Annotated in this window: 12 protein-coding genes; 6 read left to right on the top strand and 6 right to left on the bottom strand. The window is 64.4% G+C overall.

Annotated elements, in window-relative coordinates; all coding sequences use genetic code 11:
- Positions 1-179: 179 nt before the first annotated feature.
- Positions 180-551 (top strand): hypothetical protein, encoded by a 372-nt coding sequence (locus ON27_RS36335; protein WP_051047415.1) that lies wholly within the window; start codon positions 180-182, stop codon positions 549-551.
- Between the two features lie 18 nt (positions 552-569).
- Here the strand turns inward: ON27_RS36335 and ON27_RS40950 are convergent, their stop codons facing one another.
- The 4 genes from ON27_RS40950 to ON27_RS36315 form a co-directional block, all read right to left on the bottom strand.
- Positions 570-1172 (bottom strand): VanZ family protein, encoded by a 603-nt coding sequence (locus ON27_RS40950; protein ID WP_218003101.1) that lies wholly within the window; start codon positions 1170-1172, stop codon positions 570-572.
- A gap of 219 nt (positions 1173-1391) precedes the next feature.
- Positions 1392-2351, bottom strand: a complete 960-nt coding sequence (locus ON27_RS36325; protein WP_043738087.1) for an EamA family transporter — start codon at positions 2349-2351, stop codon at positions 1392-1394.
- Between the two features lie 75 nt (positions 2352-2426).
- The gene (locus ON27_RS36320; protein ID WP_043738085.1) at positions 2427-3386 is read right to left on the bottom strand and encodes an ATP-dependent DNA ligase; all 960 of its coding nucleotides are present in this window, start codon (positions 3384-3386) and stop codon (positions 2427-2429) included.
- A gap of 143 nt (positions 3387-3529) precedes the next feature.
- The gene (locus ON27_RS36315; protein ID WP_063711445.1) at positions 3530-3814 is read right to left on the bottom strand and encodes a helix-turn-helix domain-containing protein; all 285 of its coding nucleotides are present in this window, start codon (positions 3812-3814) and stop codon (positions 3530-3532) included.
- Positions 3815-3983: 169 nt separating this feature from the next.
- Here ON27_RS36315 and ON27_RS44540 point away from each other — a divergent pair, with 169 nt between their 5' ends.
- From ON27_RS44540 to ON27_RS44105, 5 genes are all read left to right on the top strand, one after another.
- The gene (locus ON27_RS44540; protein WP_218003100.1) at positions 3984-5912 is read left to right on the top strand and encodes a deazapurine DNA modification protein DpdA family protein; all 1929 of its coding nucleotides are present in this window, start codon (positions 3984-3986) and stop codon (positions 5910-5912) included.
- Between the two features lie 799 nt (positions 5913-6711).
- Positions 6712-8496 carry an acyl-CoA dehydrogenase family protein gene (locus ON27_RS36305; protein WP_043738083.1) on the top strand — a complete coding sequence of 595 codons (1785 nt, stop codon included), beginning with the start codon at positions 6712-6714 and terminating at the stop codon, positions 8494-8496.
- A 553-nt stretch (positions 8497-9049) separates the two neighbouring features.
- Positions 9050-9928: a cytochrome P450 family protein gene (locus ON27_RS36300; protein ID WP_306306980.1), complete on the top strand. Its 879-nt coding sequence runs from the start codon at positions 9050-9052 to the stop codon at positions 9926-9928.
- 1320 nt (positions 9929-11248) lie between these two features.
- Entirely contained in the window at positions 11249-12820 is a 1572-nt protein-coding gene (locus ON27_RS40545) for an FAD-dependent monooxygenase (RefSeq protein WP_157227796.1), read from the top strand.
- Between the two features lie 318 nt (positions 12821-13138).
- Positions 13139-14227 carry a protein-glutamine glutaminase family protein gene (locus ON27_RS44105; RefSeq protein ID WP_043738081.1) on the top strand — a complete coding sequence of 363 codons (1089 nt, stop codon included), beginning with the start codon at positions 13139-13141 and terminating at the stop codon, positions 14225-14227.
- Positions 14228-14955: 728 nt separating this feature from the next.
- Here ON27_RS44105 and ON27_RS36285 read toward each other — a convergent pair.
- Both ON27_RS36285 and cas5e read right to left on the bottom strand, forming a co-directional pair.
- On the bottom strand, positions 14956-15672 hold the full coding sequence (locus tag ON27_RS36285; RefSeq protein WP_043738079.1) for a type I-E CRISPR-associated protein Cas6/Cse3/CasE: 717 nt from the start codon (positions 15670-15672) through the stop codon (positions 14956-14958).
- Positions 15669-16454: type I-E CRISPR-associated protein Cas5/CasD (gene cas5e, locus ON27_RS40540; protein WP_051047411.1), on the bottom strand; the 786-nt coding region annotated here is incomplete at its 5' end. The genes cas5e and ON27_RS36285, both read right to left, overlap by 4 nt.

Below are 16454 nucleotides of genomic sequence, written 5' to 3'. Positions count from 1 at the left end.
GTTGCGTCGCAATTTGCCGCAATCGTGAGGCAGGGCTCGGCCGCTGGTTCCTAACGTCTTGAGACGGCGCTCGGGGCCGGTGGGCTGCACCGTCGCCCGCCCTGAATCGGGCGGAGTCGGCAGCCGCAGGCCCGGCCTCGAGTTGCCGACCATGCAGATCAATCACAGGAAGGCCAGCGATGGGACTGCCGAGGGCAGTTGGTTACGTGCGCCGCGATATCTCCGGGGCAAGCCAGGCGTGGCATGAGACCCAGATCCGCAGCCTCGCACGCCGGCTCGGCTACGACCTCACCAAAACCGTGGTGTTCAACGCATCTACCAGTGCAGCTGTCCAACGGCTGATCAATGTAGTGCAGGAGCTTCGCATCGAAGCGGTCCTCACGCCCGGACTTCAGCATCTCGGTTCAGGCGACGTTCCCAAGGACCTGGTCGCCGTCGTCGACGTCATCACCGTGAACCCTGAACGCACATATGCCCGCTGGCCGATCACCGAATCTGCAGCAGCCCGCTCAGACGAAGGACGGAAGCGGGATCTCGAGACAGAGACGTAGTGGCCGTGTCCCACGCGCTCACGGTGGCCCCATCCGCAGCGGACTGCTGGCGACGGACGACCGAGCCTGGCAGCAGTACCGCGGAACACTGACCGAACTCTCCGGCTCCTCCAAACGCGTCAACGTGACCGAACGAACCGACGTAGCGCTGCGCGCCATCGCGGAGTCTGCGTCCGGCGTCGACGTCTCATCCGATGTTCGAGAGAGCGCCGACTCGGACCTGTCGGTAACGGCGCGCGACGCCCACAGATGTCGTGAGAGCTGGCCCGCCAGGCATGCACCGGCCGCGTTGATCAGCACGTCGTCGACCGATGAGTGACGGCCGATAGCGAGGGCGAACTGTGCAGTCTCCACCGCGATCGAAGCTGCTGCCCCCGCCAACAGGATGCGGGACGAGCGGGCGAACCAGGGTCGGCGCACCGGCAACAGGAAGCCGAGTGCGGCGAAGACCAACAGATTCCCGCCGAACTGCTCGATAACCCGGTCGTCGGCCAGTTGCTCGGCCAGATCACGAAGCGGCACGAGATTACCGAACGACCTCTTCCGGTCGGCGTGAGAATCATCCACAACCACGGCGCGGTACCCGTCACCATCCCTACATCGCACAGCGCCGCCCGCCACCCGCGCCGCCCAACCAGCCACCAGGCCACGAGACCGGCTACCGGTATCGCGGCGACCGCGGCGACCGCGGCCACCACGACCCGACCCCACGCCTCCCACGTCCCGTTCACACCGCAAGTATCACCCAACTCACAGCGCCACAGACCCGGCCGAAATCCCCATCCACAATGGACGCGCTCGAATGGGTGGCTGATGGGCCAGTCCGATGCGGTTCAGGGTCTATCGGCCGCCGCCTGTCCCTCCGCCCCCTCGAAGGCGGCGCAGCCCCTCGGTATCCAACACCACGGCAGCGGCGACGAGAGTCCCCGCCAGAATCGTCGGAAGCGAAATCTGGGATCGGTCTACCACTCCCACCACCGCAGCGGCGACCACCGCTTCGTTCAATCCGAGCACACCAGCGGTCGAGGGGCTTAGGTGTTTCATCGCACGCCAGTACAGGAAAAACCCGGGGCCCAGCGTCACCGATCCGAGCGCCACTTCCGCGACGGCATGCCTCCAGTCCCACGCAGAGATCGTCAGCAGCGGTGTGGTGACAAGCGCAGCGATGGCCAACTGCAGTCCCGCCGACATGGCCGGATCACGATGGCGGGACTGCCTGGCTACCAGAACGATGAGGGCCGTTACGGCCCCCGCACTTCCCAACGCCAGAACACACCCGACCAGCGCGGTGCCTGTGACGGTTCCGGTGCCGGGTCGAGCCGCGACAATGGCGATAGCGCCGACAAGAAGCATGCCCTCGACCACCAGCCGAGTGCTCACCGTCCGCACTCCCGTGAGTACCGCACGAGCAACAAGCAGCAGCGGGGACGCCAGGTGTAGTGCGACGACTACTGGTGCCGGGCCGAGTGCCAGCGCGGCGACATACAGCGAGATGTTCACCGCTTCGAGCGCGCCCAGCCGCAGGTAGAGCTTCTTGTGGGTGCGCAGCTCCTGATCGGGCCGCCGGCCGGCAGCCGCCGCGATCGCCAGCAGTGGGATCGCCGCGCCGAGCGATACCAGTGGTCCAGCGTGCCGGGAACCCAACAGGGCCAGCCCTGCTGAAAAGCATCCCCACAACGTCGTCGCCGCGACGAGTAGCGCCACTGCTGTCGCCTGGCGCGCTTCACACGGCTTCTCCGCATCCGCCGCGAGGTGAGTCTCTACTGCCCTTTCGCGGGTCTGCTCCTCGTGACCGTCCACGCGTCTACGCTACGAAAGATATTCAGCGCCACAGTGGTTCCCCGCACACGAGGTGGGTGTGCTGGCGCTGGGGCGTCAGTTCGGTGGCATGCGCACTTCCTCGGCGAGGCGACCGGGTAGCAGGCCGCGCCAGACCGCATGCCGTAGCCCACCGGAAGTACGCTCGCGGTACTCGACCGCACCGACCAGCACGGGCCTGAGCCATGTGACGCAGCGGCGGGTCCACAGCGGCGGATCGACGTCCAGTGGACAGTCCTCGACCGTGAGCTCGTCGAGCTGCGCCTGCAACTGCCGCCGGCCAAGCGCGCTGAATCCAGAGCCGACGCTGCCGAGTAGGACCAGCGCTCCCGCGGCGTCAGGATCATGGGCCGCGACCAGCAGAGATCGAAATAGGGATGACTGATTTTTGTCCCATCCGGCGAGCCAGCCCACCAGGACGACGGGGCAACTCCTGCGCAGTGGAATCTTGATCCAGGCCTTGCTGCGCACACCGGGCCGGTAGAGGGAGTCGAGGCGTTTCAGCATGACACCCTCGATGTCGTGCTCGGCGGCGACTTCGAGCATTCGGTCCAGCGGCACGTTCACCCAGTGCGGTGGCACCACCACGCCTGGCGCGGATAGCCGCAGCTGCGTGAGCCGGTTGCGGCGCTCGATGTAAGGCAGCCCCATCGTGTCGACGCCGTCGACATCCAGGACATCGAACACGAACGCTTGCGCGGGCAGCTCGCTGATTAGCTTCGCCCCCGGATTGCGCATTCGGATGCGGCGAGCGATCCGGTTGAACCTCGGCACTCCGGCCGCGTCAGGTGCGACCAGTTCTGTGTCGAGCACCAATTCTCGACCTTCGGCTGCTTGACGTAGGGCTCCACAGAGGTCTGGAAACGCGTCAGCGAGATTGTTGCCGCCGCGGCTGAGAATTCTGCATTCGTGGCTGGTGACACCCACTACCCCTCGGACGCCATCCCATTTCATTTCGGCGGCCCACCGTGGTGGGTCGCCATCGATCGTGGGCGCGGCGCCAGCGGTTGCCAGCATCGGCCGGGGAAGCCGAGACGGCAGCGACACCTAGTCAGCATATTCCCAGCAAACGCCGGCTTCAGCCGTTCCTTGAGACTATCTGCACGGTGCGGACCATTGCCGCACTCCGCACGCTCACGACCGCGGATCCCCCCGCAGCACTACTCGCCATCCACTTGTTCGCGCTTCCCGCCGTGGTGTGCACCCACGTCGAGGCCGTTGAACAACTCTGCGATGTCGACGCCGAGGGTGTCTGCGAGCGCGAACAGGTTGTCCAGGGAGATGTTGTGCTGGCCCGATTCGACGCCGGAGTAGTAGCCGCGGGCCAAGTCTGCCGCCGCCGCTGTTGCCGTCTGGCTCAGTCCACGATTCTCGCGCAGGCTTCGCAGGCGTTTGCCGAATGCTCGGCGGCGGGCGAGGAGTAGTTCGTCGGCTGGTTCCGGCACTCCTGGACTGTAGAACATCGCAAACTGTCACATATATCGAACGCTCCGCTGTACGATATATGTGACAGTTCGGTTCGATCCAAGGAGTTCGCCCGTGAGCACCCCCGCCGTTCGGGCCAATACCCTCCCACGTCCAAGCGGTGCCGATGAAGCGCCAGAACGTGCGGCCGTGCAGCCGACGTCAGCGACAGGCGCAGACACGTTGCTGACCGAAGGCACAGCGGTTCTCACCCCGCAAGGTCCGGGCACCGTGTTCACCGTCCACGTCGACGCACGCAGTGCTGTCGCGCTGGTGCGTGGCGAGACCGGGCTGCGACCATGGGCTTTCCGCGACCTCACCTACCCCGACGGGTCACCGATCGTGACCACACTGCGGGACGGCCCGCAGCAGGCCCACGGCGTCGATCATCGCGAACAACTGATCCAAGCGCACAGCAGCGACGGCATCGACGTCGGACAGGGCTTCCGGCTGGCCGAACTGAATACGTCCGCCGGGCATGGGTGGATCATCGACGCCACCGGCGCGCGCGTCGCATTCGTGCGGGCTCGATACGGCGAGGACAACCAACGGCGCTGGTGGCTACAACGCCTCGACGGTGGCGCTCCATTTGATTCGGCCCACCCCGAGCAACTCAGGTCCGACCAGCCGCACGCTGCGGTGCGCGCAGCCCGACGCGCAGGCTGGTACCTGCGCGGAGACGCGACGGAGCCCATCCCACCCCACCGGGCCGCGCGTCAGGTCACCCTGACCCTGCCGCGGGTACGCGAACTGCGCAGCCTGCCACCAGCAACCGCACCCTTCACCGGCCAGGCTGTGTCCGCGCCGGAGTGGCATGATCGGTGGCGCCGCTACCGGCTCACCGTCGAGCAGATGACCGCGCTGGCCGATGCCGCCTCCCGGGCGGTCGCGACCGAGCCGCACGACACCGCGCAGCAGCGCCGCCGTGGGAGAGTACTCACCGCCGCAGCAGAGCAACTGCGGTTTCAGGCGTTCGACACGGCCCGCCACTGCGCCACAATCGCCACACCAGGCGATGCCGACCCCTACGACGCCCCCTACGTCGCACGATCCGCCGAGCAACCGATCACAGCTCTCGATACCTGCGACGTCGAGGCAGAGTCGCACGCACCATCGAGCCACGGCATCTCGCAATCCGAAGACCAGGTTCCGCAGCCCCAACCACCAGCGCCATCACTCGAGGCCCGCAACGCGGGCACCACCGAGCAGGACTGTCTGACATACTTCTTGGGCTCTGCGAATCCAGCGTGGCTTGCTCGCGCCGGAGTGCCCTTGTTCGTTTCCGACGCGCGACTGCGGCACCGCAAAAAGTTGCCGCGTGCAATCGCGCCGTGGGCGCTCGACAGTGGCGGGTTCTCGCAGTTGCAGCAGCATGGCTTTTGGACGTTCACCGCAGCCGAATACGTGCAACGAGTACGCCGATACCGCGACGAGATCGGCGGCCTACTGTGGGCAGCTCCGATGGACCACATGACCGAAGACGCGATCATCGAAGGCGGCGTCTACAAGGGACAGAAGTTCGTCGGCACCCGCCAGTTCCTCGACCCGGACCATTCGATGACTCTGGAGGAGCTGCGCGCGCTGCACCAGCGGCTGACTGTGGAGAACTTGGTCGAGCTGCGGGCCCTGGCACCAGATGATCTGCACTTCATCCCGGTCCTGCAAGGCCAGACGACCGACGACTATGTCCGCTGCATCCAGTTGTACCGCGAGGCAGGAGTGGACTTGACTCGCGAACCGCTGGTTGGCTTGGGTTCGGTGTGTCGCCGCCAGAACTCGGATGAGATCTTCCGGATCGTCTGCGCAGTGCGCGCCCAAGGGGTGAAATACCTCCATGGATTCGGAGTGAAGGTCCTCGGCCTCAGGCGGTATGGCGATCTGTTGTCCAGTGCTGATAGTTCAGCGTGGTCTTTCGGTTACAGGTACGAAGACGGGCCAGTGTGCGGCGAGGTCCACCCACGGGGGGCGAAGAACTGCGCCAACTGCTTACCCGCAGCACTCGCCTGGCGAAAGCGAGTCCTCGCCTCCTGCAACGCCGCGCCCCGCTCGCTGGCCCTATGGGACGTCGCAGTGGCGTGACCACCTCCAGCAACCTCAACAGACCCCCAGACTCTCGGACGGCTAAAGGTACACCATCCCGCTCGCCACCACGTGATCCGACCGGCGCCCTGCCAGCACCGACCGAGACGGGCGTCGTGGCAGTACTGCGTCTCCGGGGCACTCGAGGCAACGCTCGACCACTGCACTCTTGGTGACACCCTCGACCGACTCGCAGGTTGACAACCGTGGCGAATCGACAGACAGGCGTGTCACCCGATGGACACCGAAATGGGCTCGTTCCGAGAAACGCCAGGTCACCGGACCGAACCAAGCGTTTGTCAGCGTTCACCGAGAGCCGCAGGACAGATTGTGGCACAATACATTTCGTGTCTCGCTCGGTCAATGGCAATTCTGCGGCAATGGTGACGCCGCAGTTCTGTGCGACCGCGATTCCGGCTCGGATACATGCAGGCGCTGCTGTCCGGCCGAACGAGCAGGCCGCCCGCTTCGTCGGCGAAACCGACGGTGGAGCGCGGCGTCAGGAACTTCCCGCCGCGCTCCTGCGGTCCCCCCGGAACCGGTTTCCGCGTGTCGGCCCGGCGCCGCGCGGAGCCCGAAAGTTGCTGCGCCCGTGGCGGAACGAAACATGCCGTGAAGGTGAGGGTGTTTTGAGCTTTGACGGGTGATCGACCGACTTCCATGTTTCCGATCGCCGGCTACGTCTGCGTAAACGTGCGGCTACCGCTGGCTCTGGTGCGTCGAAGTCCGCGCGATGGCCTCGGGTATGCCCAACGGTAGATGACCAGCCGCTGGGATCGGAAGTGAGTAGGAGGCGGTTATGGGTACACACGGGTCCAAGGAACGCACATCGCTGGCGGAGGTTCTCCGGCACGGCGACGCAGCGTTCCCCCAGCAGCTGCAGAAGATCCTGACCAAGCCGGAGTTCCGCGTCACCGAGGACATGAGCCAGGTGCAGCGACGGCAGAACGCGTATGACCAGTTGGAAGACCTGGTCAACGAGATCGGTGCCCGCGATGTCGCGACCGATCTTCCCAAGTTGTTTGCGGTGTTCGACCAGACCGCAGTACTGACACCTGACCTTATTCCGTTGATCTCCGGCCACTACAACTTGGCCTCGGGCAGCCTGGCCACCCTGACCGACCTCGACTCCGCCAAGCCGTACCTCAAGGATCTCGATGACGGGACCAGCGTCGGCGTCATGCTGCTGACCGAGTACGGGTGCGGCTCCAACATCGGCTTCATGGAGACCACCGCGACGTGGGATGGCGAGGGGTTCGTGATCAATACCCCCCATCCGCTGGCGCAAAAGTTCATGCCGAGTCTGGGCATCCCGGTCGCTAGAGTCTGCGTCATCGGCGCGCGGCTGATCGACGCACAAGGCGTCGATCAGGGCGTGCACCTCTTCGCCGCGAGGCTGCGCGACTCCAACGGCGACCCGGCTCCCGGCGTAACGATCACCCAGCTCGGCCGCCAGCAACTGGTCATCATGGACAACGCGATCATCAGCTTCGACAACCTCCGGGTCGAGCGCAGTGCCTGGCTGAGCAACAACCTGGCCACCATCGACCGCAACGGGGTGCTGACCTGGGCCGACGAGGACAGCCGGAAGCGGGCATTCCCATCAGCGATCAGCCAACTGACCGTCGGCCGACTGGCTCTGTCCTCCTGCCTCAACGCAACGGCTCGAGCCTCGCTCTACATCGCGCTAAGCTACGCCACCAAGCGGCGCGTTCCGCTGACGCCGGACGCCAAACCACTGATGATCGACATCCCGCACGTGAAGGACACTCTGCTCACCGAATTGGCTGGTACCGTCGCCCGAACCATCTACGGTAACGCGGTCAAGACCTTCCTCGCCGACGCCCAGCTCACCTACCGCGGCACCGTCGTGGCGGTCATGGCCGCCAAGTACTTCATTCAGGACCACGCCTTGGCGACAGTCACCGACTGCCGCCTGAAAATGGCTGCGCAAGGCATGTTCAGCGACAATCGGGTCGCCGACTACATCGGAATCTGCCATGCCGCCATCACTGGCGAGGGCGACACCAAAGTGCTGGGTAGCGTGGGTGGGCGCGTGTTGGCCAAAGAACTCGGCGGCACACCGCCACCCGAGCCGACACTTCACGATCCCGCCGACCCCACAGACCGCAAGCGCCTACTCCACGCACGCACCCTGACAATCGCGCACGAAGCACAGGCGCTCCTGAGTGACCCAGCATTGGAAGCTCGACTAGATGTCATCCCGGATGCGCTTGCACTCATCGATGCCTATTGCGCCGAGCAAACCCTGCAGTTGCTCGACGACCTCGCCGAGCGCCACCCCGAGATCGCCGCTGTACGCGACGTTTTCGCTTTGGATCAGATCGACCAGCATGGCTCGTGGTATCTCACTCATGGTCTGCTCGACATCGCTGCCGTGAAGTCGCTGAAGCAGCACGGCCGTAGAGGGGTTCTTCCCAGGGCGATCGACAACCTCGTCGTCCAGATGCCCGCACTGCTGGAGGCCTTCGACTTCGACGACGAGATCCTCGGCGCACCGGTACTGTCCGACGATCTGCCTGGCGCATGGGACTCCCGCTTGCGTCATCAGCACCATCACTGACACGGCCGCGGCACGTCCATGGGTTGGGCGCCCTGCCTGGGCGCCCAACCCGTGTCGTATCGGACGCGTAACCCGTGCGACGGACACCGCCGATGCGGCGGAATCTTGTTGGCAGGAAACAACATAGACGAGCCGACGATCTTCGCCTTCGGTACTATGCTGCCGCAACCGACACCAAGGAGACTACGTGTATCCGCAGCACACGCATCAGGGTGCTACCGCGACCGACTCGATGTCATCGATCGAGAGCATCGGTCCTCGAATCCCGATCTACACCCCGCAGTTCGCGGCCGATCCGCACGGATTCTACAGCCGGATGCGTAGAGACTACGGACCGCTGGTGCCGGTCGAAATGTGGCCAGGAGTGCCCGCAACCCTGGTGATCAGCTATCGCACCGCCGTGCGCATCCTCAACGACGACGACCACTTCCCTGCCGATCCGAGCATGTGGCAGAGGACCGCACCCGCCGGAATCCCGATCATGCCGATGATCGAGGCACGACCCAACGCGATCCGAACCAGCGGCGAGAAGCACGCACGATACCGCGCTGCGTTGACCGACGCCCTGGACGGGATCGACCTGAACTCCCTGCGCTCCATGGTCGAGGAATCCGCCATCCCGATCATCAACACCTTCTGCGAGACCGGCCAGGCCGAGCTGTTGACCCAGTATGTGCAACCGCTGGTCTTCTCGGTCTTCTGCCAGGTACTCGGTTGTCCACCGGACATCGGCGAGCGAGTCGCGCAAGCCAGCGCCGCGATGTTCGACGGCGTGGATACCGAAACAGTGAACATGATCATGGGTCAAGCGCTGCTCGACCTGACCGCGCTGAAGCGCGAGCACCCCCAAGATGACGTCGTCACAAGGCTGGTCCAACATCCTGCCAAGCTGAACGATGAGGAGATGGTGCACCAGCTGGTTCTGTTGTTCGCCGCCGGTGTCGAACCGCCACTGAACCTCATCGCCAACACCCTGCTGTTGATGCTGACCGACACCCGCTTCGGCAATAGCCTCCATCTGTCGACCAAGACCGCGCTCCACGAGCGGCTTGCAACCGACCCGCCGATGGCGAACTATTGCATCACCTATCCGCGCCAGCCGATCTTGATCGAGGATGTCTGGCTGCCAGCGAATCAGCCGGTGATCATCAGCATGGCCGCCTGCAACACGGATCCAGCGATGAACACAGGGGAATTCCTGGACAACGGATGGAATCTAGCTTTCAGCACCGGCCCGCACGCCTGCCCTGCGCACGCTCGGCCGTACGGGCTTCTGCTCGCACAGGACGTCATCGATCAGCTCCTGGACACTCTCCCGGAGTTGCGACTGGCCGTGCCCAAAGACGAGCTTGTGTGGCGCCCCGGCCCGTTCCACCGAGCATTGGAAGCGTTGCCGGTGGTGTTCCCTCCTTCGGCTCCGTTCCGCCCCTGACGGTGTAGCTCCACATCCGCAGGAACGGAGAGCCAGCCGCAGCCGCCTGCCGGGTTAGCACTCCACAGGGATTCAGCAGATCGTTCGCGGGCGGTATCGGGCTTTGCCTGTCTTCGCAACTGTCTCATCGAACGCTCGGTCAGCGAACAGCGTGCTGATCTTCGACCCCACGGGCCGCCTGCGGGCGCCCGCTGGGGTCCGACAGCAACTGCATCCGCACAGCTGGCGCAGGAGTCGTTCGGCAGGTTCTTACGTCGCAGACCAACCTCTTCAACTGCCGGCAGTGCCTCCGTGGGCAGCGACAGCTTGCACCAGCTGGCGGCCGCGCACAATGGGCGACCGGCGCGCGAGGAACCCGCAGCTCCGTTGAAAGCGACCGCAGTGGACGAGAACTGACCACCTCTGTCCCGACCCAGCGGACCCACCATGCTCACGAACTCCATGTCTGGACCTCCGAACACCACCCTGACGGCAGTGGTTGCTTCCGAGATGTCGCCCAGATCGACGCCCATACACCGCAGTTTCTCGCCTCTGAGCCGCGTGGCATCGCAAAAGCGCCCGACTGTCCACCGATGGCTGAATTATTCTCCGGCGCCGCAGCTTTCGACCGATGCGAGCCGCCCGCGGCAGCCCTCAAACCCGAACTGCCGTTCGTAGGGACCTCGTAGGTACTTCCCTATTCCGCTCATAAGGCCACCGGTGGGAAAGTCTGGCTGTTGGCACCAGGCAAGCCCTATTGCGGAAGTCGGGGGACATGGCTTCATGCAACCCGCCTTCGTGTGCGATTCGTGGCCATCTGGGTGTCGAGCGGGTAGGAGGGAATGGGCCTTGAAGAAGCGCGCATGTACCAGTCCGACGTTCATCGCGGCCGGCTATCAGGTCGGCTCCGCGCAGGCGGGGCAGAGCATCAACTGCTGGCCCCTCCGCAGGGACATCTTTCACCACACCACAGCCCCCGCTGCACACCATTGGAACTGGAGCGTGCCCTGCCAGTCCGGATCCCCACCGAGGTGGGTGCTCCGTGCGCTCAGCTGTACACGACGTTCGGCACCGACACGTATCGCGCACACCACTGTCCCCGCGGCACCGTCACTGACCATTGGGCGAGGAGGACACCTTGCGATAGTTACTTGAAACGAAGGCAGCAACTGTTGTGTGGTAGCGGCGCCTTGATGATCGACGCAGAGCCATGTGAAGCATCGGTCGCGCCATACATTTCACCTTTCCAGTGCCGTCAGTAATTCGAAATATGTGGCGGCATCCACCTCGGCATCCGTTCCATGCTGCCGGGCCATGATTCGGCGTGCAGAAAGGGTTATCATGTACATTTCCAAATTGCGTGGCCTAGTTGTGATCGTCGGGGCTGGCCCGTCGGGGTTGACGCTGGCGTTTCAGTTGGCACGTCTGGGTATCAGATGCCGAATAATCGACAAGCGGAAAGCTCCTTCCGATAAGTCGAAATCCTTTACACTGCAGGCGCGCACGCTGGAACTTTTTGATATGGCTGGCATTGCCCACCTCTTCGAGGAGCGAGGTATCCCATCAGATTCCATGGATTGGCACTTCTCCGGATATCAGGACGTCGCGCGGCTGGATTACACAACGCTGCAGAGCCGTTATCCCTTCGTGCTCATCATCCCGCAGAACGACACTGAGACAGTCCTGCGCGATCACCTTGCGTCGTTGGATACCCACGTAGAATGGGAAACCGAACTCGTCTCCGCGAAAAATGATGATGACGGGCTTGTTACCGCCCGTTTGGTTCATACCGACACCGGTCGTGAGGAGATAGTCCGTCCAGATTGGCTGGTAGGGTGCGACGGGCTGCAGAGCAGAGTACGCGAACAGCTCGGCGTATCTTATGTGGGCGACGAGTATTCCGGTCAGGCGATGAAAATGATGAACGGGCCAGTCTCGGGGCTCGAGGACTACGATAGCAATCGCATCCACTACTTCATCAAAGAAAGCAACATGCTGCTGGTGACAGCACTGCCTGATGGCAACTGCCGGGTTCTGATCAGTGAAAACTCTGAGGTCGACTCGGCTGAAATGACTCTTGCAGCCTTCCAATCAGTCGTCGACGACCACTTCCCCCATCGTCGAGTCACGCTCGGCGCGCAGGCCGAAAACAGCGTGTTCTCCATCTGGAGACGAATCAGCGGAACGTACCGGATCGGACGAATTCTACTGTGCGGCGACGCGAATCACATCAATTCGCCAGCGGGTGGCCAAGGCATGAATTGCGGCATCCAAGACGCTTTCAATCTGGGCTGGAAGCTCGGAATGGTTGTGCGCGGATATGCGGATGAGGCGGTCCTCGAAACCTACGAACTGGAACGACGGCCCGTGGCTGAGCTGGTCCTTGCGGGCTCACACGAGTTGACCAAGATACTGATGGATCACGGCACGCCGATCCCTGAACGGATCGCGAAGACTCGCGAGCCAGGATTCAACGAGCGCATGGTGGGACTGATCTCGGGCCTGTCCTTCAGCTACCGCGACGTGATCTCCACACCAGCAGGGCTGACGGGACCGGCCGATCTGGCCGTCGGCGACCGGGTGCCGCTTCACCTACATGAGTTCCTGCGGCATCCGTTCTACACAGTGGCCGCGCTCGAGCGGCGTGATCCGCAGGCGGCTGCGGCGAACGCTGCGTTGAAAACGCGTCTTGAGCGGCGTTTTGGTGAGCGTGTGAAGTTCGCGTCCGTGCCGGCGTCCAGCTTGGGTGGTCGAGCACTGAGCGGGGCATGCGGCGAGGCCGCCGATCGCAGCCACGACGCTGACACCGCCGTGGCGCTGATCCGCCCGGACGGACACTTCGGCGCCCTGGGCAGCACGTCGGAGCAGGCAGCGCTGTTCGACGCGCTGGATGCGGTGTTGACCCCCGCTTGAGTGCGGACGTTGCCCCGCTTGGCCGCGCGCGGCGCGGTCGAGCGGGGCGGACATGAGGAGTGGCAGGGGTCATCGTCCCCGGGCAGTTACCTGCCAACAGCCACGTCTTTGGACGCTGCAGCCTGACAGCACGTTTGTCCGCACTGGGTGGCCGCTTGTTGGTCGGCGACCATATGGTCACGCTGGTCGTGGCGTGCCCCGCATCTACAACCAGCAGTGATATCAATATGCTATGAATTTGTCGTGTAGGCGGCGGCGCGCGAACAGGCCCCCAGCTACTGGAGGACTGCGATGACAAACCCCCATTCGGTTGTCTCGATGATCGTCGGCCTCGAGCCCCCGGTCGATCGAATCTCTTCCAAGGAATCGGCTCCCCCGATCGACGTGGAATTGACGGAAGGCCGCCACGCGCAGCTGGATCCTGACGATCCGCGAGCGGTCGGCTACGCGCGAGTCCTCGATGGGCTGCGAAGACTGCGATTGCCTGTCTATCTCGAAATCGACCCGGCGACATCAACGATCACTCGGTTACTGATCCCGCATGTCACGAGAATCGACCGTATCCAGCCCCTATCCGTCGGGGCCTACAGCGTCGTACTGCAGCGTTCTCACGCGCAACATGTACTACGACGAGACACTTCAGGATTCACCGACATGGTGAACCTGCTCCGCGGTGCGGCCGACAGTGGCGCCGCGGTGATCGTCACCGAGAATGACGTGCACGAGATCATCGACGTCCGCGCCTACATCCCCGATCCCAATGCGCCTCCCCTGCCACCTATTCCCACGCCGATTGTCCCGCAACCCAACCTCATCGCGCGGATTCTGGAGCTGTTGCGACGCCTGCGGCTGTTGGCCCTGGTGACGTGGTTGTTTGGTGCGATATCCGAAGACCGAGCCCGGCAAGCCTTCGACATGGTCAACGCGACGAGTTGTGATCCGGCTACCGTCCCGCCGCCTTGCATCCCGTTTCTGTATCCCGACGACGGCTGCTGGGCGCGCGCTCACGAGATGTGCAGGCTCATGATCGCGACGGGCCTACGTCCGAGAAAAGTGTGGATCCGCGCCCACACGATGTTGTCGGTCGACACGAAGAACAATCCCAACTGCATCGTCTTGTGGGGATGGCATGTCGCTGCGACACTGCGTGTCCGCGGCCCCTACCCTCAGGTGCGCGTCATGGTGATCGACCCCTCGCTCTTCCAACAACCCGTGACCGAGCAGACATGGAAGAGCGTGCAGGGCGATCCGAACGCCGCATTGATTGCCACCGACGCGTCGATCTACATCGCGAACATGACAGATCCGAACTACACAGAGACGAACAAGGACCTGGCTTTCTATCGGCTCCAGCTCCAGACGCGCACCGCGAATTCCGGCCCGCCACCCTACGCACACTGCCCGTAAGTCGCTGCGTGGGTCGGAGTCGGAGCGGACCAGTGGCGCAGGGTGGCCCTCACTGCGGCCGTGTACCAGTACGCCAGGAATATCGGCCAGCGCGCCGGCAGAGCGCTCCCGACACCCCCGGGCGCCCGCGCCGACCTCGCGCGTCTGGACAGGTTCCGGCTGCGGTGTAGCCCCGTTTTCGGCACTGCACGGGGGCCGTCTTCGCTGATCTGTCCCCCCATGCGCAGCAGCCGAGTCCACGGCAGCCGAGCGCGTCAATCCCTGGCCACCCTTGGCGCGGGCCTTTGCCATGCCTTCGCGGGTGCGCAGGTGGCCTAGGTTGGCTTCGAATTCGGCGACCAGCACCGAAATCGGGCCACTATCTGCGTGATCACCTATTACGGGCAACCGAATATCCTCGCCGTGCTCGTCGCACAGCGCGGCTCCTGGTGGTGGGATCCGATCGCGCAGCCGCTCGCCCCGGGGATCAGCTGATGGGCCGACCTCCGGGGGCGAACTCCCCTGCATGTGCGGGGCGAATTCGATCCCGCCTGGTGAGTGTTCGCCGGTGTCCCGCTGATCCCCTGCATGTGCGGGGCGGCTCGGAGGCTTTCTCCGATGTGGTACCGCGGGAACGGCTGATCCCCTGCATGTGCGGGGCGGAACAGTCTCTGGCCTGGATCGAAACTTGGGTGGCACGCTGATCATAGAGCGCATTCGTGTTCACAGTCATCGCTCGTGCCTGCACTTCAGTCCCTGGCGTAGGGCCGGGTGAGCAGGAGTCCACAGCCCCATGACTTGGCGCGTCCGATGCCGTGGATGAGGGCGTGGCAGTGGGTGTCGGGGTCGGTGATCTCGGCGACGCCGTGATATGTGACGGTGGTGTGGGCGAACACTGCGGCGTGGATCGGGCGTTCGTCGGGCGGGAGGGACTTGGTCGCGGAATCCAGCCTGCTGATGTTGGAGATCGTCAACTCGCGCACGGTGAGGCCTGCGCGTCTGGTGAGTACATTCTTGCCCCAGGCGAGGTGTTCGTCGGTGGGCAGTGGAACGCGGCGGCCACGCGCGCGGCGACCGGGGGTGATGTTCGGGACGGGGGGCAGGTTGCGAGTCGGAGCGGCGGTGAGCTGGAACTCGATCGCGCCATCCAGGGGCGCGAAATGCTGTCTGGCGACAGGGGCTTCGGTGGTCGTGCCCGGCGCTAGCTGCCAGTGTGGCTCGACTGCGGCTTGTGTGACGACGCGCACGGTGCCGGATGTGGTGAGGTCGAGGGCGTAGAGAATGGCGAGTTCCGCGCGGATGCCTGGTTGAGGCGAGTCGGCCTGTCGCCAGCCTGTCATGATCAGCCGGTGCATCAGTTGGACGTCGATCAGTGCGGCACGCACGCCTCGATGGTTGGCGTCGAGAGTGAGATAGCTTCGAGGGAGCAGCACACCGCCGGCCGAAGCCGGTCTATCGGCGGTCATGTCGGCTCCGGAGGGGAGAAGAAGTCGACCACTTCGACTTCGGGTGTGAAGGCTCGGGCTGGTCCTGTTCGGACGCGGATCTCGACGCGCGGGCGGTGTCGGCGGTCCTGGTAGCTGGTGGGCTGGTCGGTGACGATCCGCGCGGCCGGGTCGTGAGCGTCGACGGGGTTGGCATCGGCCCACACCGGGCGCGGCCCGTCGATCGCACGTGGGGCGGGCGGCGCGGTGGTGAGCACTTGCTGCGGGTCGGTGTCGTCGACCACATACGGGTTGAGCGGCTGAGAAAGGGGGTAGGCGCGGCGGCCGAGGAACAACGTCCGCGCGGGTGTGGTGAGCGCTGCCGCGATCTGGTCGATTATCGACCGATCGCCGGTGAGAGCAGCGGTGAAGACGGCATCGGCGAGGTATGCATCGCGGGTGAGGATCGCGGCCTCGCGTTTGCCCGTCAAGGAGTCGCCGTGCCTGCGGATGTTTTTCGGTGCCGCGTACGCCCGTGGGCGCACACTGCCGTTCGCGGCGGCTCGGGCAGTGACCCGATCGGCGAGAACCTCGGCGGGTAGCAGCGGGAATGATCCGGCTCCGGCGGTGTGGAAGTCGACTTCGACGGTGCCGGTTCGGTCACCGCGAACCGCGTAGCGCAGCGCGGCGAGATCGCTGATGTCGTCCCCGCGGTCACGGCCGAGTGCATTGGCGACCAACCCGAGCACTCCAGATTTGGTGGGATGGTCCTGCGTGGGGCGCACCGCGCGGCGCGGCATCGACGACCACGCCTGCTGCGGCCC

The sequence above is a fragment of the Nocardia asiatica NBRC 100129 genome (genome assembly GCF_000308415.1).
GTDB classification, from domain to species: domain Bacteria; phylum Actinomycetota; class Actinomycetes; order Mycobacteriales; family Mycobacteriaceae; genus Nocardia; species Nocardia asiatica.
Note: the sequence above shows the minus strand (reverse complement) of the source record. Positions and strands in the feature narration are given on the sequence as shown.

Excerpts from the sequence above, each read along its gene's own strand:
- ON27_RS36335 (WP_051047415.1), top strand. The coding sequence starts at position 180 with ATGGGACTGCCGAGGGCAGTTGGTTACGTGCGCCGCGATATCTCCGGG.
- ON27_RS36320 (WP_043738085.1), bottom strand. The coding sequence starts at position 3,386 with ATGCTGGCAACCGCTGGCGCCGCGCCCACGATCGATGGCGACCCACCA.
- ON27_RS36305 (WP_043738083.1), top strand. The coding sequence starts at position 6,712 with ATGGGTACACACGGGTCCAAGGAACGCACATCGCTGGCGGAGGTTCTC.
- ON27_RS40545 (WP_157227796.1), top strand. The coding sequence starts at position 11,249 with ATGTACATTTCCAAATTGCGTGGCCTAGTTGTGATCGTCGGGGCTGGC.
- ON27_RS44105 (WP_043738081.1), top strand. The coding sequence starts at position 13,139 with ATGATCGTCGGCCTCGAGCCCCCGGTCGATCGAATCTCTTCCAAGGAA.
- ON27_RS36285 (WP_043738079.1), bottom strand. The coding sequence starts at position 15,672 with ATGACCGCCGATAGACCGGCTTCGGCCGGCGGTGTGCTGCTCCCTCGA.